Here is a 23,254-nt window from a genome sequence, read left to right as displayed (position 1 = left end):
TTCCGGCCCCGCAGATCGCCAGCCCGTTCCTACAACGCCTCCTATGACTGCCTCGAACGCTTCCTCTCCGGCGACGCTCACGCTCGCCCGTCCCGACGACCTGCACCTGCACCTGCGCGACGGCGACATGCTGGCCGCGGTGCTGCCGCACACGGCGCGCCAGTTCGCCCGCGCGATCGTCATGCCGAACCTGAAGCCGCCCGTCACGACCACCGCGCAGGCGCAGGCGTATCGCGAGCGAATCCTGGCCGCGCTGCCGGCGGGCATGGCGTTCGAGCCGCTGATGACGCTGTACCTGACCGACAACACGGCGCCCGACGAAATCAACCGCGCGCGCGACAGCGGCTTCGTGCATGGCGTGAAGCTGTATCCGGCCGGCGCGACGACGAACTCCGACCATGGCGTCAGCGATCTCGCGAAGTGCGCGAAGACGCTCGAGGTCATGCAGGAAACCGGCATGCCGCTGCTCGTGCACGGCGAGGTGACCGATCCGGCGATCGACATGTTCGATCGCGAGAAGGTGTTCATCGACCGCGTGATGACGCCGCTGCGGCGCGATTTCCCCGGCCTGAAGGTCGTGTTCGAGCACATCACGACGAAGGACGCGGCCGACTACGTGCGCGACGCCGACGCGGCGCCGGGCCTGCTCGGCGCGACGATCACGCCGCAGCACATGCTGTACAGCCGCAACGCGCTGTTCGTCGGCGGGATTCGCCCGCATTACTACTGCCTGCCGGTGCTGAAGCGCGAAACGCACCGCGTCGCGCTCGTCGAAGCCGCGACGTCGGGCAACCCGCGCTTCTTCCTCGGCACCGACAGCGCACCGCACGCGCGCGACGCGAAGGAAACCGCATGCGGGTGCGCGGGCTGCTACACGGCACTGCACGCGCTCGAGCTGTATGCGGAAGCGTTCGACCAGGCCGGCGCGCTCGACAAGCTGGAGAATTTCGCGAGCCGCTTCGGCGCCGATTTCTACGGGCTGCCGCACAGCACCGAGACGATCACGCTGCGCCGCGAGACCTGGGAACTGCCGCGCGAGGTCTTCGCGGGCGATACGCCGGTCGTGCCGCTGCGCGCCGGCGAAACGATCGGCTGGAAGTTCGCGTGACCGGCACGCCGCCGCGCGGGGCCGGCCTGACGGCCGGCGGCGGGGCGGCGGTATTCGCGCAGATCGATTGGTCAGCGCCGTGGCTCGCGCCTTACGCGGCGCCCGGTCGTGCGCTGCAGGCGGCTGCGCTCACGGGCGAGACCGCGCTGCTCGATGCGCTGAACGGTGCGCTCTGCGGCGGTACGCGGGCGAGCGGCCGCGGCCGGCCGCTGCGCTTCGTGCCGCAGGCGGAGCTGCCGCCAGGCATCGCATACGAAACGCATATCGCCGACACGGGCGGCGTCCCGACCCGTCACAATCTTCATGACTTCTTCAATGCGCTCGTCTGGTTCGCGTATCCGCGCACCAAGGCCGCGCTGAACGCACGCCAGGCCGCGGCGATCGACGCCGCGGGCGGCGTCGGCCCCGTGCGCGGCACGCTGCGCGATGCGCTCACGCTGTTCGACGAGAACGCCGCGCTGTTCGTGACGTCCGACCGTGCGCTCGCCGACGCGCTGCGCGGCTTCAACTGGCAGCTGCTGCTGGTGGCGGCGCGCGACGCGTGGGGCACGCGCTGCGAGGCGCGGCTCGTCGGCCATGCGCTGCTCGAGAAGCTCGTCACGCCGTACAAGTCGTGCACCGCGCACACGTGGATCGTCGAAGTGACTGACGACTATTTCTCGTGGTCCGACGCGCAGCGTGCCGCGCATGTCGATGAGCGGATCGCTGGCGAATTCGCGACCCGCGACCTGACGAGCCGTGATTTCGCGCCGCTCCCGGTGCTCGGCGTGCCGGGCTGGTGTGACGCGAATGCCGCGCCCGCGTTCTACGACGACCCGGCGGTTTTCCGCAGCGGCCGCCGTTCGCGCGCTGCCGGCGGCGGCGCGCAGTGCTAGAATGCGCGTCGCAAAGCAGGCCAGGCAGTCGCGGCCTCGCCGCCTTCGGGCAGGCGAGGGCGAGGAAAGTCCGGACTCCACAGGGCAGGGTGATGGCTAACGGCCATCCGTGGCGACACGCGGAACAGGGCAACAGAAAGCAAACCGCCGATGGCCCGGCGCAAGCCGGGATCAGGTAAGGGTGAAACGGTGCGGTAAGAGCGCACCGCGGCGACGGCGACGTCCGCCGGCACGGTAACCTCCACCCGGAGCAATTCCAAGTAGGCAGGCGCGCATTTTCGGATGCAGGACGGGGCCCCCGTCTCGTCTGCGGGTAGGAAGCTTGAGCGCGTCAGCAATGGCGCGTCTAGAGGAATGGCTGCCACGCGCTGTGCGCTTCGGCGTACAGCGTGCACAGAATCCGGCTTATCGGCCTGCTTTGCCGCTCGAATGCGAAAGGGCCGGCGCTCCGTCAGGAGCGCCGGCCCTTTTTTTCATGCGTGGCTGCCGGGCGTTCAGGCCGCGACGATGTCGAACGAATGCGTGAGCTCGGCCGTCTTCGCGATCATGATCGACGCGGAGCAGTACTTGTCGTGTGACAGGTTGATCGCGCGCTCGACCGTCGCCGGGTTCAGGTTGCGGCCCGTGACGGTGAAGTGGAAGTGGACCTTCGTGAACACCTTCGGATCTTCGCTCGCGCGCTCGGCCTTCAGCGTGACCGAGCAGCCGGTGACTTCCTGGCGGCTCTTCTTCAGGATCAGCACGACGTCGTACGCGGTGCAGCCGCCGGTGCCGACCAGCACCATTTCCATCGGGCGCGGCGCGAGATTATGGCCGCCACCTTCCGGTGCGCCGTCCATCGCGACGAGGTGCCCGCTTCCGGTCTGGGCGGAAAACGCCATGCCGTCCTGACCCATCCAGCTTACTTTGCATTCCATGCTTGCACTCCAGCGTTGCCTGATTCGGATTCGATCACGCATTGTAGCCCGCGGTGCAATAGTCGGCTGATGCGCTGCACGACGCGCAACGTCGCGCCGCCGCACGCGGCGCCTGGCGGGGCGCCGAACGCCGATTTCCCGGCTGGCTTTAGGGGTATTACTCTAGATGTGCCGGATTTCTGGTTGCGTTATTTTTCACAATCTATTGATTTTAAAAGGGAAAATCCGCTATGCCGTGAAATTCTTCATATTTCACATCATGGTGTGAGATTTCGTAATGCAAATTTTCTTGTGATGTCGGCGGTGCGTTCGTATAATGAGCCTCATTGGTTGTCGCGCTGCGGCAACCTCCGCATGTCTCCTCCACCCTCCTCCTAAGGTGGATTAAGCCCGAACCAGCCGTTCGGGCTTTTTTTCGTTCCGTGCAAGCATCGGCGCGCAGTTTGCGCGCTCCGATGCCTGTCGTTGACGCCGTTACGCGGGCCGCCGTGCGACTGCCTGCGATGCCGCGCCGGTTGGCGTGTCGGTCGAACCGGCGGCAGGCGGCGGGACCTGCGCGGCCGATGCGTGTCCATGACCGCGCGCGCAGAAGTGGCGTACGCGTTCGCGTACCGCGCGCAGGCGGGCGATGCGATCTTCGGCATGGGCGCCGCGAGCGTCGGCGATACGGGCGTCGAGTGCGTCGAGCTTGGCCTCGCAGCCGGCCCTGGCGGCGACGGCGGGCGCGGCGGCGGCCAGCAGCGCGGCCGCGAGAAGGGGCGTAAGTCGTTGTTTCATCATGCTTGTTTGTTGTTTTTCCGTTGTCGGCCGGTCTGGCGCGGCAAGGTCAGGTGCCGCGCGTCGATGGGTGCCTCCCCGGGCGCTCGGTTCGCCTGGTATATCGGGGCACGACCGGATTTTGGCCCATTTCGGGCGCCGCCGGCACGGGACGCGGATTCTTTTTGACCGCGCTGCCGCATTTCCTTTATAATTCAGGGCTTTTCCGCATTCATGCCCACGGAAAAAGAACAGGGAGAGCCTGCACCGCGCCTCGAAGCGCACACAGACAAGCAGGAAGAACACATCGGGCAAAGCATTTTTTTTGGATCGATCATGAAGACGTTTTCCGCAAAAGCCCATGAGGTGACGCGTGAATGGTACGTGATTGACGCGACGGATAAGGTTCTCGGCCGTGTTGCCAGCGAAGTGGCACGCCGTCTGCGCGGCAAGCACAAGCCTGAGTTCACCCCGCACGTCGACACTGGTGATTTCATCATCATCATCAACGCAAGCAAGTTGAAGGTCACGGGCAACAAGACTCTGGACAAGAAGTACTACCGTCACTCGGGCTACCCGGGCGGTATCTATGAAACGACGTTCGGCAAGATGCAAGAACGCTTCCCGGGCCGTGCGCTCGAGAAGGCGGTCAAGGGCATGCTGCCGAAGGGCCCGCTCGGCTACGCGATGATCAAGAAGCTGAAGGTCTACGCTGAAGCGACGCATCCGCACTCGGCTCAACAGCCGAAAGCGCTCGAGATCTAAGGGGAGCCCACATGATCGGTAACTGGAACTACGGTACGGGCCGCCGCAAGAGCGCAGTCGCACGTGTCTTCATCAAGGCTGGCAAGGGCGACATCATCGTCAACGGCAAGCCCATCGCTGACTACTTCTCGCGCGAAACGTCGCTGATGATCGTGCGTCAACCGCTGGAACTCACGAACCACGGCCAGACGTTCGACATCAAGGTGAACGTGAACGGCGGCGGCGAAACGGGTCAGGCAGGCGCAGTGCGCCACGGCATCACCCGTGCGCTGATCGACTACGATGCGACGCTGAAGCCGTCGCTGTCGAACGCAGGCTTCGTCACGCGCGATGCACGTGAAGTCGAGCGTAAGAAGGTTGGTCTGCGCAAGGCACGCCGCGCAAAGCAGTTCTCGAAGCGTTAATTCCGCTTCATGGCCGCGCCGCTTCCGGGCGGCGTCCGCCGGAAAAACCGCCAGTTTTCGCGCTGGCGGTTTTTTTATGCCCGCGCGGCGGCGCCCCGCGGGCGGTTTCCTTTACGGAAATCAACAAGAACCTATTGATTTCATGGACATCAGCACGATCTTCTGATCGGCCCTACAATAGCGGCTAAAGCTTTTTGGAGAGTTCGCATGAACGCTGTTACCGAATCCGCAGCAACGACCGCCGAAATGCCGGTACCGTTCGTCTTCACCGACGCCGCGGCCGACAAGGTCAAGCAACTGATCGACGAAGAGGGCAATCCCGACCTGAAGCTGCGCGTATTCGTGCAGGGCGGCGGCTGCTCGGGCTTCCAGTATGGCTTCACGTTCGACGAGGAAGTCAACGAGGACGACACCGTGATGAACAAGAACGGCGTCCAGCTCCTGATCGACTCAATGAGCTACCAGTACCTGGTCGGCGCCGAGATCGACTACAAGGACGACCTCAACGGCGCCCAGTTCGTGATCAAGAACCCGAACGCCACGACCACCTGCGGGTGCGGCTCGTCGTTCTCGGTCTGAGCGCACGACGGATCCTGTCCGGTTCGCCGGAATGAAAAACGGGGCATCATGCCCCGTTTTTTGTGCCCATGCGCGGTGCGAACCGCCGAACCGAGCGGCCTGCGGGTCATCGCATCATGGGCCTTCCATCAGCGCGGATAAAGCGCGCCTAGTACGCGCGCGTCCGCGGCGCCCGTCACGCTCGCGAGGTTGCCGGGCTGGCGCGCGGTGAAGCGATACGCGAGCCACGCGAACGCGAGCGCTTCGACCTGTTGCGGCGGCACGCCGAGCGCAGCTGTCGTATCCACCGTTGCCGGCACGCCAGCCTCGCGCAGTGCATCCGCGAGCGCGGCGAGCAGCACCGGATTGCGGGCGCCGCCGCCGCAGACGAACACGGCCCTGCAATCCGTCGCATGCTGCGCGACTTCGCGGGCGACCGAGACGGCGGTGAGCGCCGTCAGCGTCGCCTGCACGTGTTCCGGCGCGACCTGCGCGAACGCGGCGAGCTTCGCGTCGAGCCACGCGGGGTTGAACAGGTCGCGGCCGGTGCTTTTCGGCGGCAGCGCGGCGAAGTAAGGCTCGTCGAGCAGCGCGTCGAGCAGCGGCGCGTGCACGGTGCCGCGCGCGGCGAACTTGCCGCCGTCGTCGTACGGCTTGCCGAGGTGGCGCGTCGCCCATGCGTCGAGCAGCGCGTTCGCGGGCCCGCAGTCGAAGCCGCGCACGTCGCCGCCATCACCGGGCAGGATCGTGATGTTGCTGATGCCGCCGAGGTTGCAGACGACCCGCGTCTCGCCCGGCGCGCCGAACATCGTCGCATGGAACGCAGGCGCGAGCGGCGCGCCGTGGCCGCCGGCCGCGACGTCGCGGCTCCGGAAATCGGCGATCACGTCGATATGGGCAAGCTCCGCGAGCAGTGCCGGATTGTTGAGCTGGCGCGTGTAGCCGCGCTCGGGACGGTGCCGGACCGTCTGGCCATGCACGCCGATCGCGCGGATCTCGTCGCGCGACAGGCCGGCGGTGCGCTGCAACTCGTGACAGCACACCGCGTAGCGCGCGACGAGCGCGTTCGCCGCGACCGATTCGCGGTCGATCTCGTTGTCGCCGGGCTGCTGCAGCGCGAACAGCGCGTCGCGCAGCGATTGCGCGAAGCCGACGAACGCTTCCGCGAGCACGACCGGCGCGCGGCCGGTCTCGAAACGCACGGCGACGCCGTCGACGCCGTCCATGCTGGTTCCCGACATCAGTCCGAAATAGATGCCGTCGGCCGGATGGGCGGGTTGCGGATGTCGTTGCGGCACGTTGGATTCTCCTGGATCGAGCGACGCGGGCCTGTGCCACGCGCCTTGCGCCCGATTATCCGCGCAACCTGACGCATCGTTAAGCGATGCACGCGCAAGTTATGGGAAAATCCCTGTCTTTGCGACATTCTTCCTGGCACCGATGAGCACCGAACCCAGTTCCAAGCCTGTTTTCCCGATTACCGACGAAGTCCGCCATGCGCTCGCCGTCACGAAGCGCGGCGTCGACGAACTGCTGATCGAGGAAGAGTTCGCGCAGAAGCTCGCGCGCAGCGCGGCTACCGGCACGCCGCTGCGCATCAAGCTCGGCCTTGATCCGACCGCGCCCGACATCCACATCGGCCATACGGTCGTGCTGAACAAGATGCGTCAGCTGCAGGATCTCGGCCACACCGTGATCTTCCTGATCGGTGATTTCACGTCGCTGATCGGCGACCCGTCGGGCCGCAATGCGACGCGTCCGCCGCTCACGCGCGAACAGATCGAGTCGAACGCGAAGACCTACTTCGAACAGGCCGCGCTCGTGCTCGACCGCGAAAAGACCGAAATTCGCTACAACAGCGAATGGTCGATGCCGCTCGGCGCGGACGGGATGATCAAGCTCGCGTCGCGCTACACGGTCGCGCGGATCCTCGAGCGCGAGGACTTCACGAAGCGCTTCCAGAGCGGCGTGCCGATCTCGATCCACGAATTCCTGTACCCGCTGATGCAGGGTTACGACTCGGTCGCGCTGAACGCCGACCTCGAGCTCGGCGGCACCGACCAGAAGTTCAACCTGCTCGTCGGCCGCGAACTGCAGAAGCAGTACGGCCAGGAACAGCAGTGCATCCTGACGATGCCGCTGCTCGAAGGCCTCGACGGTGTCGAGAAGATGTCGAAGTCGAAGGGCAACTACGTCGGCATCAGCGAGAAGCCGACCGACATGTTCGGCAAGCTGATGAGCATCTCGGACACGCTGATGTGGCGTTACTTCGAACTGCTGTCGTTCCGCAGCCTCGACGAAATCGCCGGTTTCAAGCGCGACGCCGAAGGCGGCCGCAATCCGCGCGACTTCAAGGTGCTGCTCGCGCAGGAAATCGTCGCGCGCTTCCACTCGCAGGCCGACGCCGAGCGTGCGCTCGAAGATTTCAATCACCGCGCGAAGGGCGGCGTGCCGGACGACATCCCGTCGGTCACGCTCGCGGGCGCGCCGCTCGCGATCGGTCAGTTGCTGAAGCAGGCGGGCCTCGTGCCGTCGACGAGCGAAGCGCTGCGCAACATCGAGCAAGGCGGCGTGAAGATCGACGGTGCGACGGTGTCCGACAAGGGCCTGAAGGTCGAGGCCGGCGAGTTCGTCGTCCAGGTCGGCAAGCGCCGCTTCGCGCGCGTCACGCTGACAGCATGATCGCGCTGATCCAGCGCGTGAAGCGCGCCGACGTGCGCGTCGGCGACCGCACGACGGGCGAGATCGGCGCAGGGCTGCTCGCGCTCGTCTGCGCGGAGCGCGGCGACACCGAGGCCGCCGCTGACAAGCTGCTCGCGAAGCTGCTCGGCTATCGTGTATTCAGCGATGCGGCCGGCAAGATGAACCTGCCGGTGTCGAACATCGACGGCGCGGGCGGCGCCGGCGGACTGCTGCTCGTGTCGCAGTTCACGCTCGCCGCCGATACCAATAGCGGGCTGCGGCCGAGCTTCACGCCGGCTGCGCCGCCCGACGAAGGCGCGCGCCTGTTCGACTATTTCGTCGCGGCCGCGCGCGAGCGTCATCCGGTCGTCGAAACGGGTGAATTCGGCGCCGACATGCAGGTGTCGCTCGTCAACGACGGTCCCGTGACGTTCTGGCTGCAAGTGCGGCCCTGATTCCTTCCCCGAGACGCGCCGCGATGACCACCACGCAGATTCTCTTCATTCGCCATGGCGAGACGGCCTGGAACCGCATCAAGCGCATTCAGGGCCATATCGATATTCCGCTCGCCGACACGGGGCTTGCGCAGGCGCAGCGGCTGGCCGTCCGGCTCGCGCGGGAAGCGCATGAAGGGCAGCGGATCGACGCGATCTATTCGAGCGACCTGATGCGCGCGCAGCAGACCGCGCAACCCTTTGCCGATGCGCTTGGGCTGCCGCTGCGGTTGCACGAAGGGCTGCGCGAACGCGCGTACGGCGTGTTCCAGGGGCATGACAGCACCGAGATCGAGACGCTGTTTCCGGATGCCTACGCCGCGTGGCAGACGCGCGACCCGGGATTCGCGCCGGACGGCGGCGAGTCGCAGCGCGCGTTCTATCATCGCGTGCTGCATGCGCTCGAGCCGATCGTCGCCGCGCATCAGGGCGAGCGCATCGCATGCGTCGCGCACGGCGGCGTGCTTGATTGCGTGTATCGCTTTGCAAACGGTCTCGACCTGTCGGCGCCGCGCAGCTATCAGTTGCTCAACACCAGCATCAACGTCGTCGATTACGTCGATGGCCGTGCGCAAGTCGTGCAATGGGCCGACGTGTCGCATCTGGATACCGCAAGCGACGACGACGGGTATCGCAAGGTACTTTGATGCAGTCACGCCGGCCACGCCGTTGTGACCGGCCGGGGGCCGCCTTCCACGTCAGGCTTGGTGCGGAGGTGCTTGGCGCGTTCTGTAGTCGAGCGTGTACGCGACCCTGCCGGGCTTGTCGGCCGTGATCGGCTGGCGCAGCTTGTCGAATTCCCCTTTCGTGTGCTTCTTCCCATCATGGATCGCATCGGCGCGGCGGTCACGGGAATTTGCCGGCAAATTGAAATGATCCGAAGAAAAGGATCGTCAGGCGTGCGGGGTACCGTCGGGCGGTGTCGCGGTTGCGCGGCGGCGTGCGCGTTTCGACGCGCCGTTGACGAGCGCCCAGCGCAGCACGGGGGCGATCGCCCTGACACCGGGTCGGACCACCGCGCGTCGCAGCGGCGCGAACGTCGACACGCCGAGCATGCGCTGCGCCCAGTTCGGCAGCAGGTCTATGCCCGCATGCATGATCAGTGACGCAGCCGGCCGCAGCGCGGGCGTAGAGACCGGCACATTCAGCAGGATGTGCATGACGTCGAAGGTGCGTGGCCCCGCTTCGAGTTCGGGCCGCAGGCGCGCGAAATAGGCCGCGACTTCCGCACGCGAACGGGGAACATCCCGGGCGCCGAGCAACTCGGCGATCAACGCCGTCTCAGCGTAGTAGCCGTCCTGCTGTTCGCCCGACAGCGACGGATTCACATAGCGCAAATGTGCGGCGAGGAAGCTCGATACTTCCGCGACATGCACCCAGGTCAGCAACGCCGGATCGTCGGCTCGGTACGGCCTGCCGTCGGGCGCGGTACCCGATACGCGCGCGTGGATCGTTTTTACGCGCTCGATCAGCGCGAGTGCGTCCGCGCGGCTGCCGAACGTCGTGCCCGTGATGAACGTGGCGGTGCGCCGCAAGCGGCCGAGGATGTCGGTGCGAAACGACGAGTGATCCCAGACGCCCGCCAGCGCGAGCGGATGGAGCGCCTGCAGCAGCAGCGCGGCAATGCCGCCCGTCATCATCGACGTGAAATCGGCATGCACGCGCCAGCAGATGGCGTCGGGGCCGAACAGCCCCGGGTCTCCGGGGGGCGACGACAGATCGATCGACGGACCGCCGCCACCTGTCGTCAGGTGCGTGATGCCCGCCACGAGCCGCTTGCGGATCGGTTCGACCCAACGCGGGCCCGGCGTGGGCGTGGCGGGGTGCGGGCTGGGCGGCGTGGTCATGGCAGGCGCGGTGCGGGCGGCGGGTTACTTCCCGTCGGCGGTATCCCACATCCCGCGTTCGGTCTTGCCGGCATCGGGCGCGGAGAGCCCGAAGTGGCGGTACGTGAGCAGCGTCGCGACGCGCCCGCGCGGCGTGCGCTGCAGGAAGCCCTGCTGGATCAGGTACGGTTCGAGCACGTCCTCGATCGTGTCGCGCTCCTCGCCGATCGCCGCCGCGAGGTTGTCGATACCGACCGGGCCGCCGTCGAACTTGTGCAGGATCGCCTCGAGCAGCTTGCGGTCCATCAGGTCGAAGCCGACCGGATCGACGTCGAGCATCGCGAGCGCGGCGTCGGCCACGGCCGCGGTGATCTGGCCGTCGGCCTTCACTTCCGCATAGTCGCGCACGCGGCGCAGCAGCCGGTTCGCGATCCGCGGCGTGCCGCGCGAGCGCTTCGCGATTTCCAGCGCGCCGTTCGGATCGATCTGCGCGTTCAGCAGCGACGCCGAGCGCCGCACGATGCGCGACAGTTGCTCGGCATTGTAGAACTCGAGGCGCGCAACGATCCCGAAGCGATCGCGCAGCGGGTTGGTCAGCATGCCCGCGCGGGTGGTTGCGCCGACCAGCGTGAACGGCTGCAGATCGAGCTTCACGCTGCGTGCGGCCGGTCCTTCGCCGATCATGATGTCGATCTGGTAATCCTCGAGTGCCGGATACAGGATTTCCTCGACGACCGGCGACAGCCGGTGGATTTCGTCGATGAACAGGACGTCGTTCGCTTCGAGGTTGGTCAGCAGCGCGGCGAGGTCGCCCGCGCGCTCGAGCACGGGGCCCGACGTCTGGCGCAGGTTCACGCCCATCTCGCGCGCGATGATGTGCGCGAGGGTGGTCTTGCCGAGGCCTGGCGGCCCGAACAGCAGCACGTGATCGAGCGGCTCGGAGCGGCGCTTCGCGGCCTCGATGAAGATCTCGAGCTGGCCGCGCACCTTTTCCTGGCCGACGTAGTCGTCGAGCTGGCGCGGCCGCAGCGCGCGTTCGAACACCTCCTCGTGCGACGAGGCGGGCGTGGCGGCGATGATCCGCTCGGCGGCGAGTTTGTCGGTTTCAATCATGCGGCCATTGTACCGCGCGCGATCACGCGGTCGAACTGGCCGAATGGCCGACTGGCGCGCGCCGCACGGCGGCGCGACACTGGCTGCGACAGCCGGTTCGGGCGGGTGTTACGCCTTCGACAATGCCTTGAGCGCGAGCTTGATGCCCTCGGACACGCCGGTGCCGGCCGGCACGTTCTTGATCGCGGCGAGGCCTTCCTTTTCCGAGTAGCCGAGCGCGAGCAGCGCGTTGAGGATGTCGGTCGCGTGATCGGACTGGGATGCGGCACCGGCGAGCGCACCGAGGTCCGCGCCGAGCTTGCCCTTTAGCTCGAGCAGCAGGCGCTCGGCGGTCTTCTTGCCGATGCCGGGCAGGCGCGTGAGACGTGCGGCGTCCTGCATCGTCACTGCCTGCGCGAGCTCTTGCACGCTCATGCCGGACAGCACGGCCAGCGCCATGCGCGCGCCGATACCGGTGATCTTCAGCAGTTCGCGGAAGGTCGTGCGCTCCTGCGGCGTCAGGAAGCCGTACAGCAGGTGCGCGTCCTCGCGCACGATCTGCTGCGTGAGCAGCACGACGCGCTCGCCCGTTTGCGGCAGGTTGTAGAAGGTGCTCATCGGCACGTCGATCTCGTAGCCGACGCCGTTGCAGTCGACGAGCAGGTGGGGCGGGTTCTTTTCGAGCAGGATGCCGGCGATGCGACCGATCATGGATGGCGTGAAGCGAGGAAGAAAGCGCGAGTGTAGCGCAGGTGCGGCGCGATGCCGATGAGTTGGCCGTCAGGTTGGGGTGGCGATCAGGCGATCAGGCCGGCAGGCGGGTAGAGCGGTTGCAGGCGCAATGCGTGCATTGCGCCCTGGATGTGCGTGTCGTTGCGTCAGCCGACGAGCCGTCCGCGCCGCACCCGCAGTCCCTTTTTCGCGAGCGCTGGCGCGAGGCCGCTGATCGTGCCGAGCGTATTACCGCTGTGTGCATGGCAGATCGCCATCCCAAGCGCATCGGCCGCGTCGCTGCCGGGCTGGCCCGTGAGGTTGAGCAGCCGCGTGACCATCTCCTGCATCTGCGACTTGGTCGCGCGGCCGTAACCGACGACGGCCTGCTTCAGTTGCAGCGCGGTGTATTCGGCCACCGGCAAGCCGCCGGCGACGAGCCCGCAGATCGCGGCGCCGCGTGCCTGGCCGAGCAGCAGTGTCGACTGCGGGTTCACGTTGACGAACACCTGTTCGATCGCGGCCTGGTCGGGCGCGTGTTCGCGCACGAGCGTCGATACGCCCTGGAAGATCGTGCCGAGTCGGGTGGCCAGGTCGGCCGTTGGCGTGCGGATCACGCCGCTTGCGACATAGGCGAGCCGGTGGCCGCTGACGTCGATGATGCCGAAGCCGGTCACACGCAGGCCAGGGTCGATGCCGAGAATTCGCATGAGTGAGGAGAAAAACCTGATGCAGCGATACTACAACGAATGGTGTGCGGTGCCGGCCGCACGGTCGTGTACGTCGGCGCCGCGCAATAAAAAACCCGGCGGGTATGATGCCGCCGGGTTTCCATGCAGCGGCCGCGCGGGCCGCATGCGATCAGTGACGGAAGTGACGCACGCCCGTCAGGATCATCGCAATGCCGTGCTCGTCGGCCGCCGCGATCACTTCGTCGTCGCGCATCGAGCCGCCCGGCTGGATCACGCAGGTCGCGCCTGCCGCCACGACGACGTCGAGACCGTCGCGGAACGGGAAGAACGCATCCGACGCGACGGCCGAGCCGGCCAGCGTAAGGCCCGCGTTCTGTGCCTTGATGCTCGCGATGCGCGCGGAATCGACGCGGCTCATCTGGCCGGCGCCGACGCCGAGCGTCATGCCGTTGCCGCAGAACACGATCGCGTTCGACTTCACGTACTTCGCGACGCGCCATGCGAACAGCAGGTCGTCCATTTCCTTCGCGGTCGGTTGACGCTTCGTGACGACGCGCAGCTCGCTCGGCTGCACGTTCTTCGAATCGAGCGACTGCACGAGCAGGCCGCCGCCCACGCGTTTCAGGTCGAACGCGTTATGACCGTCGCCGAGCGCGATTTCGAGCAGGCGCACGTTCTGCTTCGCGGCGAACACCTGCTTCGCGGCGTCGGAGAACGACGGTGCGATCAGCACTTCGACGAACTGCTTCGCAACAGCTTGGGCAGCCGCTTCGTCGACTTCGCGGTTGAACGCGATGATGCCGCCGAAGGCCGAGGTCGGGTCGGTCTGGAATGCCTTCGCGTATGCGTCGGCCGAATCGTTGCCAACTGCGACGCCGCACGGGTTCGCATGCTTGATGATCACGCAGGCCGGTGCGTCGAACGTCTTCACGCATTCCCACGCAGCGTCCGAATCCGCGATGTTGTTGTACGAGAGTTCCTTGCCCTGCAGCTGGCGGTAGTTCGCGAGCGCGCCGGCCGGCGTCGCGAGATCGCGGTAGAACGCCGCGCTCTGGTGCGGGTTCTCGCCGTAGCGCAGGTCCTGGACCTTGTTGAACGCCATGTTCAGTGTTGCCGGGTACGCGCTGCGCGATGCGTGCTTCAGCTCGTCGGTCAGGCTCGTCAGGTAGTTCGTGATCGCGCCGTCGTATTGCGCGGTGTGCGCGAACACCTTCGTCGCGAGGCGGAAGTTGGTCGCGTAGCCGACCGCGTTGCCGTTCGCCTTCATTTCGTCGAGCACGACCGAGTAATCGGCCGGATCGACGACGACCGTCACGTCGCGGTGGTTCTTCGCGGCGGAGCGCAGCATCGTCGGGCCGCCGATGTCGATGTTCTCGATCGCGTCGGCGAGCGTGCAGTCGTCCTTCGCGATGGTCGCGACGAACGGGTACAGGTTCACGACGAGCAGGTCGATCGTCGGGATGCCGTGCTGTTCCAGCGCCTGCATGTGCTCGGGCAGGTCGCGGCGGGCCAGGATGCCGCCGTGCACCTTCGGGTGGAGCGTCTTTACGCGCCCATCGAGCATTTCCGGGAAGCCCGTGTAATCAGCCACTTCGGTAACGGGCAGGCCCGCGTCGGCGAGCAGTTTCGCGGTGCCGCCGGTCGACAGCAGCTTGACGCCGAGGTCGGACAGCGACTTCGCGAAGTCGACGATGCCGGTCTTGTCGGAAACGGAAATGAGCGCTTGCTTGATCATGATGGAACCACCAATAGCCAGGGAAACGGGGACGGGACGGCCGCCTACAGCAGGCCGTGCTGCTGCAGCTTCTTGCGCAGCGTATTGCGATTGATGCCGAGGTACTCCGCGGCGAGCGACTGGTTGCCGCCTGCCTGTACGAGCACGACCTCGAGCATCGGCTTTTCGACGCAGGACATCACCATTTCATAGACGTCGTGCGGATTGGAGCCGTCTAGATCCCGGAAATACACGTCCAGGCTCTCGCGGACACATTGTTCGATGTTGTGCTTGCTCATGCTGCTAACTGGTTATGGTCGTCCGACTCGCCCTGGCCGTTTTCCTCTTCGTCATCGACGTAGACGAGGTGGTCCGACAGCGCTTTTTGCGCCTCGAAGAATGCATTGACGGCGGCGAGCTGCTCGCGGGTGGAATCGAGCGTGTTCATCCTGTGCCGGAACCCGTTGGCACCGGAAAGGCCGCGAGTGTACCAGCCGATGTGCTTGCGCGCAGTACGGACGCCCGTGAATTCACCATAGAACGCGTAGTGGTCTTCCAGGTGTTCGTTCATCACGTGCTGGATCTCGTCGATCCGCGGCGGGGGCAGCAGCTCGCCGGTTTGCAGGAAATGATCGATTTCACGGAACAGCCATGGCCGGCCTTGCGCGGCACGACCGATCATCAGTGCGTCGGCGCCGGTTGCGTCGAGCACGGCCTTCGCTTTCGCCGGCGACGTGATGTCGCCGTTCGCGACGACCGGGATGCGCACGGCCGCCTTCACGGCCGCGATGGTGTCGTACTCCGCGTCGCCGCGGTAGAGGTCGGCGCGCGTGCGGCCGTGCACGGTCAGCATCGAGATGCCGGCCGCCTCGGCGAGGCGCGCGACCGTGATCGCGTTCTTGTGCTCGCGATCCCAGCCGGTGCGGATCTTCAGCGTGACGGGCACCGCATCCGGCCCCGTGCCGACCGCCGCGACGACGGCCTCGACGATCCGCTGCACGAGCGGTTCATTCTGCAGCAGCGCGGAGCCGGCCGCGACGTTGCAGACCTTCTTCGCCGGGCAGCCCATGTTGATGTCGATGATCTGCGCGCCGTTGTCGACGTTGTAGCGGGCGGCTTCGGCCATCATCGCCGGATCGGCGCCGGCGATCTGCACCGCGATCGGCTCGACTTCGCCTTCGTGGTTCGCCCGTCGCATCGTCTTCGCGCTCTTCCACAGCTGCGCATTGGACGCGACCATCTCGGACACGGCGTATCCGGCCCCCAGCCGCTTGCACAGCTGGCGGAACGGGCGATCCGTCACCCCGGCCATCGGGGCGACGAACAGGTTGTTACGCAATACGTGAGGGCCGATAACGGGCATCGCAATGGCACCGCCCGCGAGCGCCGGGCGTCGCGGGCAAAAAAGGGCGGAGGGAAAACGCGCATTTTACCGTATTCCCATGCCCGGCCGATTTGACCCGGTTTGCACGGCGCTGATGGCGCAACGCGCGCCGCGCCGCCGCGCGTCAGTTGCGCTGGCCGAACATCATCTGGCGCGCGATCGCCTTCTTGAGCGGCGGTACGAATTCGAGCGCGGTGAGGGCCGCGCCGCGCAACAGCGGAATGGGGCCGCTGTCGACCGTGAACAGCCGCGCGAGCGTGTCGGTCGCGCCGATCGTGAAGCGCCGGTCGAGCGCACGCCGCGCGTTGAAGGTTGCGAGCGCGGTCGCGTCGAAGCCTTGCGTGGACAGCGCGTCGACGAGCGTATGCGCGTCGCGCAGCCCGAGGTTGAGCCCCTGGCCGGCGACCGGATGCAGCGTTTGCGCGGCGTTGCCGACGATCGCGATGCGCCCGTTGACGAGCGTTTGTGCCGCGTTCAGCCCGAGCGGGAACGATGCGCGCCCCGCGATCGCGACGAACTGCCCCATCCGCTCGCCGAAGGCAGCGCCGAGTTCGCGCAGGAACGCGTCGTCGGGAAGGGCGGCGCGGCGGGCCGCTTCGTCGGGCGTGCAGCACCACACGAGCGAATACTCGGCCTGGCGCGGGCCGCCGAGCGGCAGCAGCGCGAGCGGGCCTTCGTGCGTGAAGCGTTCCCATGCGACGTTCGGGCGCGGTGCCGAGACCGTGACCGTGCCGACGATCGCGGTCTGACCGTAGTCGCGGCGATGCTTGCCCGTATCGGCCTGCTGTTCGTGGAACAGCCCGCCTTCGGCGTTGACGACGATGCGCGCGCGCAGCGTGCGCTCGCCTTGCGGGCCGTCGAGTGTCAGCGTGACGCCGTCGGCGTCCTGTCGCGGCTTGCGTGCGGTGGTCGACGTGAGCCAGTCGACGCGCGTGCCGCGCACGGCCTGCGCGAGCACCTGCACGATCGAGCCGTAGCGCACGACATAGCCGAGCGCGGCGAGGTCGTGCTCGTCGCGGTCGATCAGCGTGCGGCCGAAATGGCCGCGCTGCGACACGTGGATGTGTTCGATCGGCGTCGCGTCGCCCGGCCATCCGAGCGTGTCGAGCAGCACGCGGCTGCCGTGCGATACGGCGATCGCGCGCGGGTCGTTCGCGCTCGCTGCCGGCTCGCGAGCGTCGATCAGCGCGATCGACGCGTGCTGCGTCGCGCTGCGTCGGCCGAGCCAGCCGGCGAGCGCGAGCCCGACGGGGCCCGCGCCGACGATGGCGAGATCGTAGTCCGGCGTGGCCGGGGAGGAGGCGGTCGTCATCAGTGTTCGTGAAACGGGGTAACGGTCAACAGCGGGTCAACGGCGGGTCAACGGTGACTCGACAGCGGGGCGATGGCAACCTGCGGCATGCTCACGCGCCGTGCGCCGCGCCCGCGCGCATCAGCGCCTCGATCTCGGCAGCCGCCACCGGCACGTCGCGTGTGATCAGCTCGCAACCGTGCTCGCGCACGATCGCGTCGTCCTCGATGCGGATGCCGATGTTCCAGTATTCGGACGGTACGTCGTCGGCTGCCCGCACGTACAGGCCCGGCTCGACGGTAAGCGTCATGCCGGGTTTCAGCGTGCGCCACGGCAACGCGCCGTCGGCGTCGCGCGCGGCGAGCCGCTCGCGGTAGTCGCCGCAATCATGCACGTCCATGCCGATCCAGTGGCCAGTGCGGTGCATGTAGAAGCGTGCGTATGCGCGCTCGGCGATCACGTCGTCGACGTTCGAGAAGCGCGTCTTCGGGATGATGCCCGTGTCGAGCAGCCCTTGCGCCAGCACGCGCACGGCCGCGTCGTGCGGCGCCTCGAACGGTACGCCCGCGCGCGTCGCATCGATCGCAGCCTGCTGCGCGCCGAGCACGATGTCGTACAGCGTGCGCTGCGCGGGCGAGAAGCGCCCGTTGGCCGGAAACGTGCGCGTGATGTCCGACGCGTAGCCGTCGAGTTCGCACGCGGCATCGATCAGGATCAGATCGCCGTCCCGCGCGGTTGCGTTGCCGGCCGGGTAGTGCAGCACGCATGCGTTCGCGCCGGCCGCGACGATCGAGCCGTACGCGGGCGCCTGCGCGCCATGCTTGCGGAACGTGTACAGCAGCTCGGCCTCGAGTTCGTATTCGCGGATCCCCGGGCGGCACACCTGCATCGCGCGACGGTGCGCGAGCGCGGAGATGTGCGCGGCACGCATCATGATCGCGAGTTCGTGTTCGTCCTTCACGAGCCGCATGTCGTCGACGAGCGGCGTGAGGTCGAGCAGCGCGTCCGGCGCGGCGACACCCGTGCGCGCTTGTGCGCGCACCGCGTCGATCCAGCCGGCCAGCTGGCGGTCGAACTCGGCCGAGGCACCGAACCGGTAGTGCACGGTGCCCGCATCGGCGAGCAGGCGGGGCATTTCGGTGTCGATCACGTCGACCGCGTAGGCCGCGTCGAAGCCGAATGCATCGCGCGCGGCCTCGGGCCCGTAATGGAAACCTTCCCAGATCTCGCGATCGGCATTCTTCGCGCGGCAGAACAGGACCGATTCCGGCGCGCCGTGCGACCCGGCCGCGTTCAGCACGAGCATGGCATCCGGCTCGGTGAAGCCCGTCAGGTAGTAAAAGTAGCTGTCATGTCGGTACGGGAAGGCCGTATCGCGGTTGCGCAGCATTTCCGGCGCGGTGGGAACGATGGCGACGCCGCCGCCCGCTGCGCGCAGTGCGGCAAGCACGCGTTCACGGCGCTGGCGGTAGACGTCGACGGCGATGGCGGTATCGAGGGGCGCATTCATCGTGCGATTGTAGCGCCGCCGGACGCGGCGTGTGAGAGGCGCGGCGGCAAGCCGCGCCGGACGGGGCTCGGCGACGGTTGTTGCAAACCATCCACAGGCCGGACGGGCGATTTTCTGCCCGGCCACACCGGCCGGTTATGATCGGCGACAACGTATACTCTCGGCGGTTCCCTTAAAAAGGCAGATGATGAAATTAATCGGTTCGCTCAGCAGCCCGTACGTCCGAAAGGCGCGAATCGTGCTTGCTGAAAAGAAGATCGACTACAAGCTGGAGCTCGAGAACGTGTGGGCGCCGGAGACGGACATTCATGCATCGAATCCGCTCGGCAAGGTCCCGTGTCTCGTGATGGAGGATGGTGCCGCGGTGTTCGATTCCCGCGTGATCTGCGAATACGTCGATACGCTGTCGCCGGTCGGCAAGCTGATTCCGCCGTCGGGGCGTGAGCGTGTCGAAGTGCGTTGCTGGGAAGCGCTGGGTGACGGCGTGCTCGACGCGGCCGTGGCGATTCGTCTCGAACACACGCTGCGTGACGAAGCGCAGCGCAGCGCGAGCTGGATCGCGCGCCAACAGCGCAAGATCGACGACGCGCTCGTCGCGATGTCGCAGGGTCTCGGCGGCAAGACGTGGTGCGTCGGTAATCATTACACGCTTGCCGACATCGCACTCGGCTGCGCGCTCGGCTACCTCGACTTCCGGATGCCCGAACTCGACTGGCGTGATCGCCATCCGAACCTCGACAAGCATTTCGTGAAGCTGTCGCAGCGGCAGACGTTCGTCGACACGCTGCCGCAAGGCTGACCGGCCGCCGGCGGCGAATCGGACAGACAAACGAAAGCGCCCCGCGGGGCGCTTTCGTTTTGGCGAGCCGCCTCCGGCGGCGGGCGATCGCGCGTTACTCGATCGACGTGTAAACGGTTTCGCCGAGCGCGAACGAATCGCTGCGCGCGATCGGCCACCACTTGTCGTACAGCGTATAGCCGCAGGTCTGGCCGTCGAGCAGCGCGCCGGGCTTCAGGTATTTCAGCAACTGCGACATCAGCCGCACCTCGTGCGGCGCGACGCGCTGCACGATGTGATGCGCGCGCAGCTCGGACGGATGGCCCAGGCCGGCCGCCTGCACGAGTTCCTGCAGCGCATGCAGCGTATTGCGATGGAAGTTGTACACGCGCTCGGCCTTGTCGGGCACGACGATAGCGCGCTGGCGCACTGGGTCCTGCGTGGCGACGCCGGTTGGGCAGCGGTCGGTGTGGCAGTGCTGCGCCTGGATGCAGCCGACCGCGAACATGAAGCCACGCGCCGAATTCACCCAGTCCGCGCCGATCGCGAGCGTGCGCGCGATGTCGAACGCGGTGATGATCTTGCCGCTCGCGCCGATCTTCACGCGGTCGCGCACGCCGATCCCGACGAGCGTGTTGTGCACCAGCAGCAGCCCTTCCTGCAGCGGCACGCCGACATGGTCGGTGAATTCGAGCGGCGCCGCGCCGGTGCCGCCTTCCGCGCCGTCGACGACGATGAAGTCGGGCACGATGCCCGTCTCGATCATCGCCTTCGCGATCCCGAAGAATTCCCACGGATGGCCGATGCACAGCTTGAAGCCGGTCGGCTTGCCGCCCGACAGCGTGCGCAGCCGCTCGACGAATTCGAGCAGACCGCGCGGCGTCGAGAATTCCGAGTGCGTCGCGGGCGAGATGCAGTCCTTGCCCATCGGCACGCCGCGCGTCTCGGCGATCTCGGGCGTGATCTTCGCGGCCGGCAGCACGCCGCCGTGGCCCGGCTTCGCGCCTTGCGACAGCTTGATCTCGATCATCTTCACCTGCGGATCGGCGGCCTGCTTCGCGAACTTGTCCGGGTTGAACGTTCCGTCGTCGTTGCGGCAGCCGAAGTAGCCGGATGCGATTTCCCAGATGATGTCGCCGCCGTGCTCACGGTGGTACTTCGACAGCGAGCCTTCGCCGGTGTCGTGCGCGAATCCGCCTTTCTTCGCGCCGAGGTTCAGCGAGCGGATCGCGTTCGCGGACAGCGAGCCGAAGCTCATCGCCGAGATGTTGAAGATCGAGATGTCGTACGGCTGCGCGCGGTTCGCGCCGACCCGGATGCGGAAGTCGTGGTTCGGCAGCTTCGTCGGCGCGAGCGAGTGGCTGATCCATTCGTGCGCGACGGCCTTCACGTTCAGCTCGGTGCCGTACGGGCGATTGTCGGCGACGTTCTTCGCGCGCTGATAGACGAGGCTGCGCTGCGCGCGGGAGAACGGCTTCTCGTCGGTGTCGTCCTCGACGAAATACTGGCGGATCTCGGGGCGGATGAACTCGAACAGGAAGCGGAAATGACCCCAGAGCGGGTAATTGCGCAGGATCGCGTGACGGTCCTGGTTCAGGTCATACAGGCCGAGGGCGACGAGGGCGACGGGGATGATGATCCACAGCCAGGAAAGCACGTGAATCGACGCGAGTGCGGCCACGGCAACGAGCAGCAGCACGGCGCACCACATTGCGAGGTAGCGTCTGGAAAGCATGGGGGGGCTCCGCAAGAATCTTGAAATGCCGCCATGCGTACGCTGCGCGGCGGCGCACCGGCCGCGACGGAATCGTGTTCCGCCGGGCGCGGCGTGCCGCAAGTCTAAACCGAATGGATGTCAGCGTGCTTCGGCGAGCGCGCCCGCGTGGGCTGCCGCCGGGACGGCCTGGCCGGGCTGGCCGGTGGCCGCGAACTCGATGATGCCGCCGCCGAGGCAGATCTCGCCGTCGTACAGCACGGCCGACTGGCCGGGTGTGACCGCCCATTGCGCGTCGTCGAATGCGAGCGAGAAGCGCTCGCCGTCGGCCCGGCCGAGCGCGGCCCGGCCGAACGCGGCCCGGCCGAACCTGCAGGCCGCATCGGCCTGACGATAGCGCGTCTTCGCCCCGCACGAAAAGCCTTCGGCCGGCGGCTCGCCCGCGACCCAGCTCACGTTGCCGGCGACGAGCTCGCGCGACAGCAGCCACGGGTGGTCGTGGCCCTGCACGACGTACAGCGTGTTCGACGCGATGTCCTTCGCCGCGACGAACCACGGTTCGCCGCTGCCGTCCTTGCTGCCGCCGAGGCCGATGCCCTTGCGCTGGCCGAACGTGTAGAACGCGAGGCCGATGTGCTCGCCGACCACCTTGCCGTCGGGCGTCTTCATCGGGCCGGGTTTCGTCGGAAGATAGCGATTCAGGAAGTCGCGGAACGGCCGTTCGCCGATGAAGCAGATGCCGGTCGAGTCCTTCTTCTTCGCGTTCGGCAGGCCGATCTGCGCGGCGATCTCGCGCACCTTCGTCTTCGGGATCTCGCCGAGCGGGAACATCGTCTTCGACAGCTGCGCCTGGTTCAGCCGGTGCAGGAAGTACGACTGGTCTTTCGTGTGATCGAAGGCCTTCAGCAGTTCGAAGCGACCGTCGCGCTCGCGCACGCGCGCGTAATGGCCCGTCGCGATCATTTCCGCGTCGAGCGACATCGCGTGGTCGAGGAACGCCTTGAACTTGATCTCGGCGTTGCACAGCACGTCCGGGTTCGGCGTGCGGCCGGCCGAGTATTCGCGCAGGAATTCGGCGAACACGCGGTCCTTGTATTCGGCCGCGAAGTTCACGGCTTCCACGTCGATGCCGATCAGGTCGGCCACCGACACCACGTCGATCCAGTCCTGGCGCGTCGAGCAGTATTCGCCGTCGTCGTCGTCTTCCCAGTTCTTCATGAACAGGCCGACCACGTCGTACCCCTGTTCCTTCAGCAGCCACGCGGTCACCGACGAATCGACGCCGCCCGACATGCCCACTACTACACGGCGCTTGCTCATTTGTTTACCGCCTGACGGTCGAATGCTTCCGGGCGCGGCGCGACCGAATGCGTGTGCACGAAATCGAGCGGAATGCGCCGCCCGGCGAGATAGTCGTCGACGCAGCGCATCACCGCCGGCGAGCGATGGCGCTCGCTGCACGCGCGCAGTTCGTCGGCGCTCATCCACAGCGTACGGACGATGCCGTCGTCGAGCATGTGGCCCGGCAGCGGCTCGCCGGCCGTGCCGCAGAACGTGAAGCGCAGATAGGTCGCGCCGGCGCTGCCGGGGCGGGCGTAGTGCGCGAGATAGACGCCGACGAGCGCGTCGGGTACGAACGGATGCGCGGTTTCCTCGAGCGTTTCGCGGATCACGGCGTCGGCGAGTGTCTCGCCGGCTTCGAGGTGGCCGGCCGGCTGGTTGATGCGCAGGCCCGTCGAGGTTTCTTCCTCGATCACGAGAAAGCGACCGGCGCGCTCGACGAGCGCCGCGACGGTCACATGCGGGGTCCAGATTTCGGGTTTCATGGTTCGGCATTTTACCGGTTGCGCCCGGACGCTGCCGGCCGTCTGGTTAGACGAATCCGACCCCGGTCGTTCTTTGCGGCGGCAACAGGTCTTCCCGATTGCCGCGACGCGCATGGGCGCCGCCCGCCTCGGCTGGCGGCCAGCCGAGGGGCGGAAG

The 23,254-nt window shown here is 66.9% G+C and carries 24 protein-coding genes, 1 other RNA gene and 1 pseudogene; 10 read left to right on the top strand and 16 right to left on the bottom strand.

The features are described 5' to 3' along the window. Window positions 1–43 precede the first annotated feature (43 nt). From pyrC to rnpB, 3 genes are all read left to right on the top strand, one after another. Complete coding sequence (gene pyrC, locus WS66_RS26470; protein WP_059608249.1) at window positions 44–1,108, top strand: dihydroorotase; 1,065 nt, start codon at window positions 44–46, stop codon at window positions 1,106–1,108. Beyond that, on the top strand, window positions 1,105–1,983 hold the full coding sequence (locus WS66_RS26465) for a DUF3025 domain-containing protein (RefSeq protein ID WP_059608250.1): 879 nt from the start codon (window positions 1,105–1,107) through the stop codon (window positions 1,981–1,983). The genes pyrC and WS66_RS26465 overlap by 4 nt, the downstream gene beginning before the upstream one ends. 12 nt (window positions 1,984–1,995) lie before the next feature. After that, window positions 1,996–2,407: RNase P RNA component class A (rnpB, locus tag WS66_RS26460), an RNA gene on the top strand. A gap of 70 nt (window positions 2,408–2,477) precedes the next feature. Here the strand turns inward: rnpB and WS66_RS26455 are convergent. Together WS66_RS26455 and WS66_RS26450 are read right to left on the bottom strand one after the other, a co-directional pair. Then, window positions 2,478–2,942: an OsmC family protein gene (locus WS66_RS26455; protein ID WP_081060216.1), complete on the bottom strand. Its 465-nt coding sequence runs from the start codon at window positions 2,940–2,942 to the stop codon at window positions 2,478–2,480. Between the two features lie 432 nt (window positions 2,943–3,374). Continuing rightward, window positions 3,375–3,680: a DUF1090 family protein gene (locus tag WS66_RS26450; protein ID WP_059608251.1), complete on the bottom strand. Its 306-nt coding sequence runs from the start codon at window positions 3,678–3,680 to the stop codon at window positions 3,375–3,377. 312 nt (window positions 3,681–3,992) lie between these two features. Here WS66_RS26450 and rplM point away from each other — a divergent pair, with 312 nt between their 5' ends. The 3 genes from rplM (at window position 3,993) to erpA (ending at window position 5,404) form a co-directional block, all read left to right on the top strand. Then, window positions 3,993–4,421 carry a 50S ribosomal protein L13 gene (gene rplM / locus WS66_RS26445; protein ID WP_009687896.1) on the top strand — a complete coding sequence of 143 codons (429 nt, stop codon included), beginning with the start codon at window positions 3,993–3,995 and terminating at the stop codon, window positions 4,419–4,421. Window positions 4,422–4,432: 11 nt separating this feature from the next. Then, a complete protein-coding gene (gene rpsI, locus WS66_RS26440) occupies window positions 4,433–4,825 on the top strand; it encodes a 30S ribosomal protein S9 (RefSeq protein ID WP_011883283.1) in 393 nt (130 codons plus the stop codon). A gap of 207 nt (window positions 4,826–5,032) precedes the next feature. Next, a complete protein-coding gene (gene erpA / locus WS66_RS26435; RefSeq protein ID WP_006751888.1) occupies window positions 5,033–5,404 on the top strand; it encodes an iron-sulfur cluster insertion protein ErpA in 372 nt (123 codons plus the stop codon). A 128-nt stretch (window positions 5,405–5,532) separates the two neighbouring features. Here erpA and WS66_RS26430 read toward each other — a convergent pair whose 3' ends face one another. Beyond that, window positions 5,533–6,681, bottom strand: coding sequence for an anhydro-N-acetylmuramic acid kinase (locus tag WS66_RS26430; RefSeq protein ID WP_059608252.1), 1,149 nt, complete (start codon window positions 6,679–6,681; stop codon window positions 5,533–5,535). A 142-nt stretch (window positions 6,682–6,823) separates the two neighbouring features. Between WS66_RS26430 and tyrS the strand changes: the two genes are divergently transcribed. The 3 genes from tyrS to WS66_RS26415 are packed head-to-tail and all read left to right on the top strand — an operon-like array spanning window position 6,824 to window position 9,206. Further along, complete coding sequence (gene tyrS, locus WS66_RS26425; RefSeq protein ID WP_059608253.1) at window positions 6,824–8,065, top strand: tyrosine--tRNA ligase; 1,242 nt, start codon at window positions 6,824–6,826, stop codon at window positions 8,063–8,065. After that, window positions 8,062–8,520 (top strand): D-aminoacyl-tRNA deacylase, encoded by a 459-nt coding sequence (dtd, locus tag WS66_RS26420; protein ID WP_006751891.1) that lies wholly within the window; start codon window positions 8,062–8,064, stop codon window positions 8,518–8,520. The genes tyrS and dtd overlap by 4 nt, the downstream gene beginning before the upstream one ends. 23 nt (window positions 8,521–8,543) lie before the next feature. Then, on the top strand, window positions 8,544–9,206 hold the full coding sequence (locus WS66_RS26415; protein WP_059608254.1) for a histidine phosphatase family protein: 663 nt from the start codon (window positions 8,544–8,546) through the stop codon (window positions 9,204–9,206). 51 nt (window positions 9,207–9,257) lie between these two features. Here WS66_RS26415 and WS66_RS26410 read toward each other — a convergent pair. The 10 genes and pseudogenes from WS66_RS26410 to WS66_RS26365 form a co-directional block, all read right to left on the bottom strand. Continuing rightward, a pseudogene (locus WS66_RS26410) lies at window positions 9,258–9,401 on the bottom strand (ParB/Srx family N-terminal domain-containing protein); the annotation flags it as partial. Between the two features lie 51 nt (window positions 9,402–9,452). Beyond that, on the bottom strand, window positions 9,453–10,406 hold the full coding sequence (locus WS66_RS26405; RefSeq protein WP_059608255.1) for an oxygenase MpaB family protein: 954 nt from the start codon (window positions 10,404–10,406) through the stop codon (window positions 9,453–9,455). 24 nt (window positions 10,407–10,430) lie between these two features. Next, on the bottom strand, window positions 10,431–11,498 hold the full coding sequence (ruvB, locus tag WS66_RS26400) for a Holliday junction branch migration DNA helicase RuvB (protein ID WP_059608256.1): 1,068 nt from the start codon (window positions 11,496–11,498) through the stop codon (window positions 10,431–10,433). 108 nt (window positions 11,499–11,606) lie between these two features. Next, a complete protein-coding gene (ruvA, locus tag WS66_RS26395; protein ID WP_059451998.1) occupies window positions 11,607–12,188 on the bottom strand; it encodes a Holliday junction branch migration protein RuvA in 582 nt (193 codons plus the stop codon). Window positions 12,189–12,355: 167 nt separating this feature from the next. Continuing rightward, window positions 12,356–12,898, bottom strand: a complete 543-nt coding sequence (gene ruvC, locus WS66_RS26390; protein ID WP_059465409.1) for a crossover junction endodeoxyribonuclease RuvC — start codon at window positions 12,896–12,898, stop codon at window positions 12,356–12,358. Between the two features lie 151 nt (window positions 12,899–13,049). Next, the gene (gene purH / locus WS66_RS26385; protein WP_059608257.1) at window positions 13,050–14,615 is read right to left on the bottom strand and encodes a bifunctional phosphoribosylaminoimidazolecarboxamide formyltransferase/IMP cyclohydrolase; all 1,566 of its coding nucleotides are present in this window, start codon (window positions 14,613–14,615) and stop codon (window positions 13,050–13,052) included. 44 nt (window positions 14,616–14,659) lie between these two features. Further along, a complete protein-coding gene (locus WS66_RS26380; protein ID WP_006476892.1) occupies window positions 14,660–14,893 on the bottom strand; it encodes a Fis family transcriptional regulator in 234 nt (77 codons plus the stop codon). Continuing rightward, window positions 14,890–15,957, bottom strand: coding sequence for a tRNA dihydrouridine synthase DusB (gene dusB, locus WS66_RS26375; RefSeq protein ID WP_006497523.1), 1,068 nt, complete (start codon window positions 15,955–15,957; stop codon window positions 14,890–14,892). The genes WS66_RS26380 and dusB overlap by 4 nt, the downstream gene beginning before the upstream one ends. A gap of 145 nt (window positions 15,958–16,102) precedes the next feature. Continuing rightward, on the bottom strand, window positions 16,103–17,290 hold the full coding sequence (locus WS66_RS26370) for a UbiH/UbiF/VisC/COQ6 family ubiquinone biosynthesis hydroxylase (protein ID WP_059608258.1): 1,188 nt from the start codon (window positions 17,288–17,290) through the stop codon (window positions 16,103–16,105). Window positions 17,291–17,381: 91 nt separating this feature from the next. After that, window positions 17,382–18,779, bottom strand: coding sequence for an aminopeptidase P N-terminal domain-containing protein (locus tag WS66_RS26365; RefSeq protein ID WP_059608259.1), 1,398 nt, complete (start codon window positions 18,777–18,779; stop codon window positions 17,382–17,384). Between the two features lie 187 nt (window positions 18,780–18,966). Here WS66_RS26365 and WS66_RS26360 point away from each other — a divergent pair, with 187 nt between their 5' ends. After that, window positions 18,967–19,578 (top strand): glutathione S-transferase family protein, encoded by a 612-nt coding sequence (locus tag WS66_RS26360; protein ID WP_059608346.1) that lies wholly within the window; start codon window positions 18,967–18,969, stop codon window positions 19,576–19,578. Between the two features lie 94 nt (window positions 19,579–19,672). On the opposite strand, the gene WS66_RS26355 is transcribed toward WS66_RS26360, so the two are convergent. The 3 genes from WS66_RS26355 to WS66_RS26345 form a co-directional block, all read right to left on the bottom strand. Then, on the bottom strand, window positions 19,673–21,292 hold the full coding sequence (locus WS66_RS26355; protein WP_059608260.1) for an FMN-binding glutamate synthase family protein: 1,620 nt from the start codon (window positions 21,290–21,292) through the stop codon (window positions 19,673–19,675). Window positions 21,293–21,412: 120 nt separating this feature from the next. Beyond that, complete coding sequence (gene mnmA / locus WS66_RS26350; protein WP_059608261.1) at window positions 21,413–22,591, bottom strand: tRNA 2-thiouridine(34) synthase MnmA; 1,179 nt, start codon at window positions 22,589–22,591, stop codon at window positions 21,413–21,415. Then, a complete protein-coding gene (locus WS66_RS26345; RefSeq protein WP_059608262.1) occupies window positions 22,588–23,097 on the bottom strand; it encodes an NUDIX hydrolase in 510 nt (169 codons plus the stop codon). Before WS66_RS26345 ends, mnmA begins: the two co-directional genes overlap by 4 nt. Between the last annotated feature and the right edge of the window lie 157 nt (window positions 23,098–23,254).

It is taken from the genome of Burkholderia sp. LA-2-3-30-S1-D2, from assembly GCF_001523915.2.
GTDB lineage: Bacteria > Pseudomonadota > Gammaproteobacteria > Burkholderiales > Burkholderiaceae > Burkholderia > Burkholderia diffusa.
Note: the sequence above shows the minus strand (reverse complement) of the source record. Positions and strands in the feature narration are given on the sequence as shown.

Bases quoted from the DNA above. Each gene is read 5' to 3' on its own strand.
- pyrC (WP_059608249.1), top strand. From the start codon at position 44: ATGACTGCCTCGAACGCTTCCTCTCCGGCGACGCTCACGCTCGCCCGT.
- WS66_RS26455 (WP_081060216.1), bottom strand. From the start codon at position 2,942: ATGCGTGATCGAATCCGAATCAGGCAACGCTGGAGTGCAAGCATGGAA.
- WS66_RS26450 (WP_059608251.1), bottom strand. From the start codon at position 3,680: ATGATGAAACAACGACTTACGCCCCTTCTCGCGGCCGCGCTGCTGGCC.
- rplM (WP_009687896.1), top strand. From the start codon at position 3,993: ATGAAGACGTTTTCCGCAAAAGCCCATGAGGTGACGCGTGAATGGTAC.
- rpsI (WP_011883283.1), top strand. From the start codon at position 4,433: ATGATCGGTAACTGGAACTACGGTACGGGCCGCCGCAAGAGCGCAGTC.
- erpA (WP_006751888.1), top strand. From the start codon at position 5,033: ATGAACGCTGTTACCGAATCCGCAGCAACGACCGCCGAAATGCCGGTA.
- tyrS (WP_059608253.1), top strand. From the start codon at position 6,824: ATGAGCACCGAACCCAGTTCCAAGCCTGTTTTCCCGATTACCGACGAA.
- dtd (WP_006751891.1), top strand. From the start codon at position 8,062: ATGATCGCGCTGATCCAGCGCGTGAAGCGCGCCGACGTGCGCGTCGGC.
- WS66_RS26415 (WP_059608254.1), top strand. From the start codon at position 8,544: ATGACCACCACGCAGATTCTCTTCATTCGCCATGGCGAGACGGCCTGG.
- WS66_RS26405 (WP_059608255.1), bottom strand. From the start codon at position 10,406: ATGACCACGCCGCCCAGCCCGCACCCCGCCACGCCCACGCCGGGCCCG.
- ruvB (WP_059608256.1), bottom strand. From the start codon at position 11,498: ATGATTGAAACCGACAAACTCGCCGCCGAGCGGATCATCGCCGCCACG.
- ruvA (WP_059451998.1), bottom strand. From the start codon at position 12,188: ATGATCGGTCGCATCGCCGGCATCCTGCTCGAAAAGAACCCGCCCCAC.
- ruvC (WP_059465409.1), bottom strand. From the start codon at position 12,898: ATGCGAATTCTCGGCATCGACCCTGGCCTGCGTGTGACCGGCTTCGGC.
- purH (WP_059608257.1), bottom strand. From the start codon at position 14,615: ATGATCAAGCAAGCGCTCATTTCCGTTTCCGACAAGACCGGCATCGTC.
- WS66_RS26380 (WP_006476892.1), bottom strand. From the start codon at position 14,893: ATGAGCAAGCACAACATCGAACAATGTGTCCGCGAGAGCCTGGACGTG.
- dusB (WP_006497523.1), bottom strand. From the start codon at position 15,957: ATGCCCGTTATCGGCCCTCACGTATTGCGTAACAACCTGTTCGTCGCC.
- WS66_RS26370 (WP_059608258.1), bottom strand. From the start codon at position 17,290: ATGACGACCGCCTCCTCCCCGGCCACGCCGGACTACGATCTCGCCATC.
- WS66_RS26365 (WP_059608259.1), bottom strand. From the start codon at position 18,779: ATGAATGCGCCCCTCGATACCGCCATCGCCGTCGACGTCTACCGCCAG.
- WS66_RS26360 (WP_059608346.1), top strand. From the start codon at position 18,967: ATGAAATTAATCGGTTCGCTCAGCAGCCCGTACGTCCGAAAGGCGCGA.
- WS66_RS26355 (WP_059608260.1), bottom strand. From the start codon at position 21,292: ATGCTTTCCAGACGCTACCTCGCAATGTGGTGCGCCGTGCTGCTGCTC.
- mnmA (WP_059608261.1), bottom strand. From the start codon at position 22,591: ATGAGCAAGCGCCGTGTAGTAGTGGGCATGTCGGGCGGCGTCGATTCG.
- WS66_RS26345 (WP_059608262.1), bottom strand. From the start codon at position 23,097: ATGAAACCCGAAATCTGGACCCCGCATGTGACCGTCGCGGCGCTCGTC.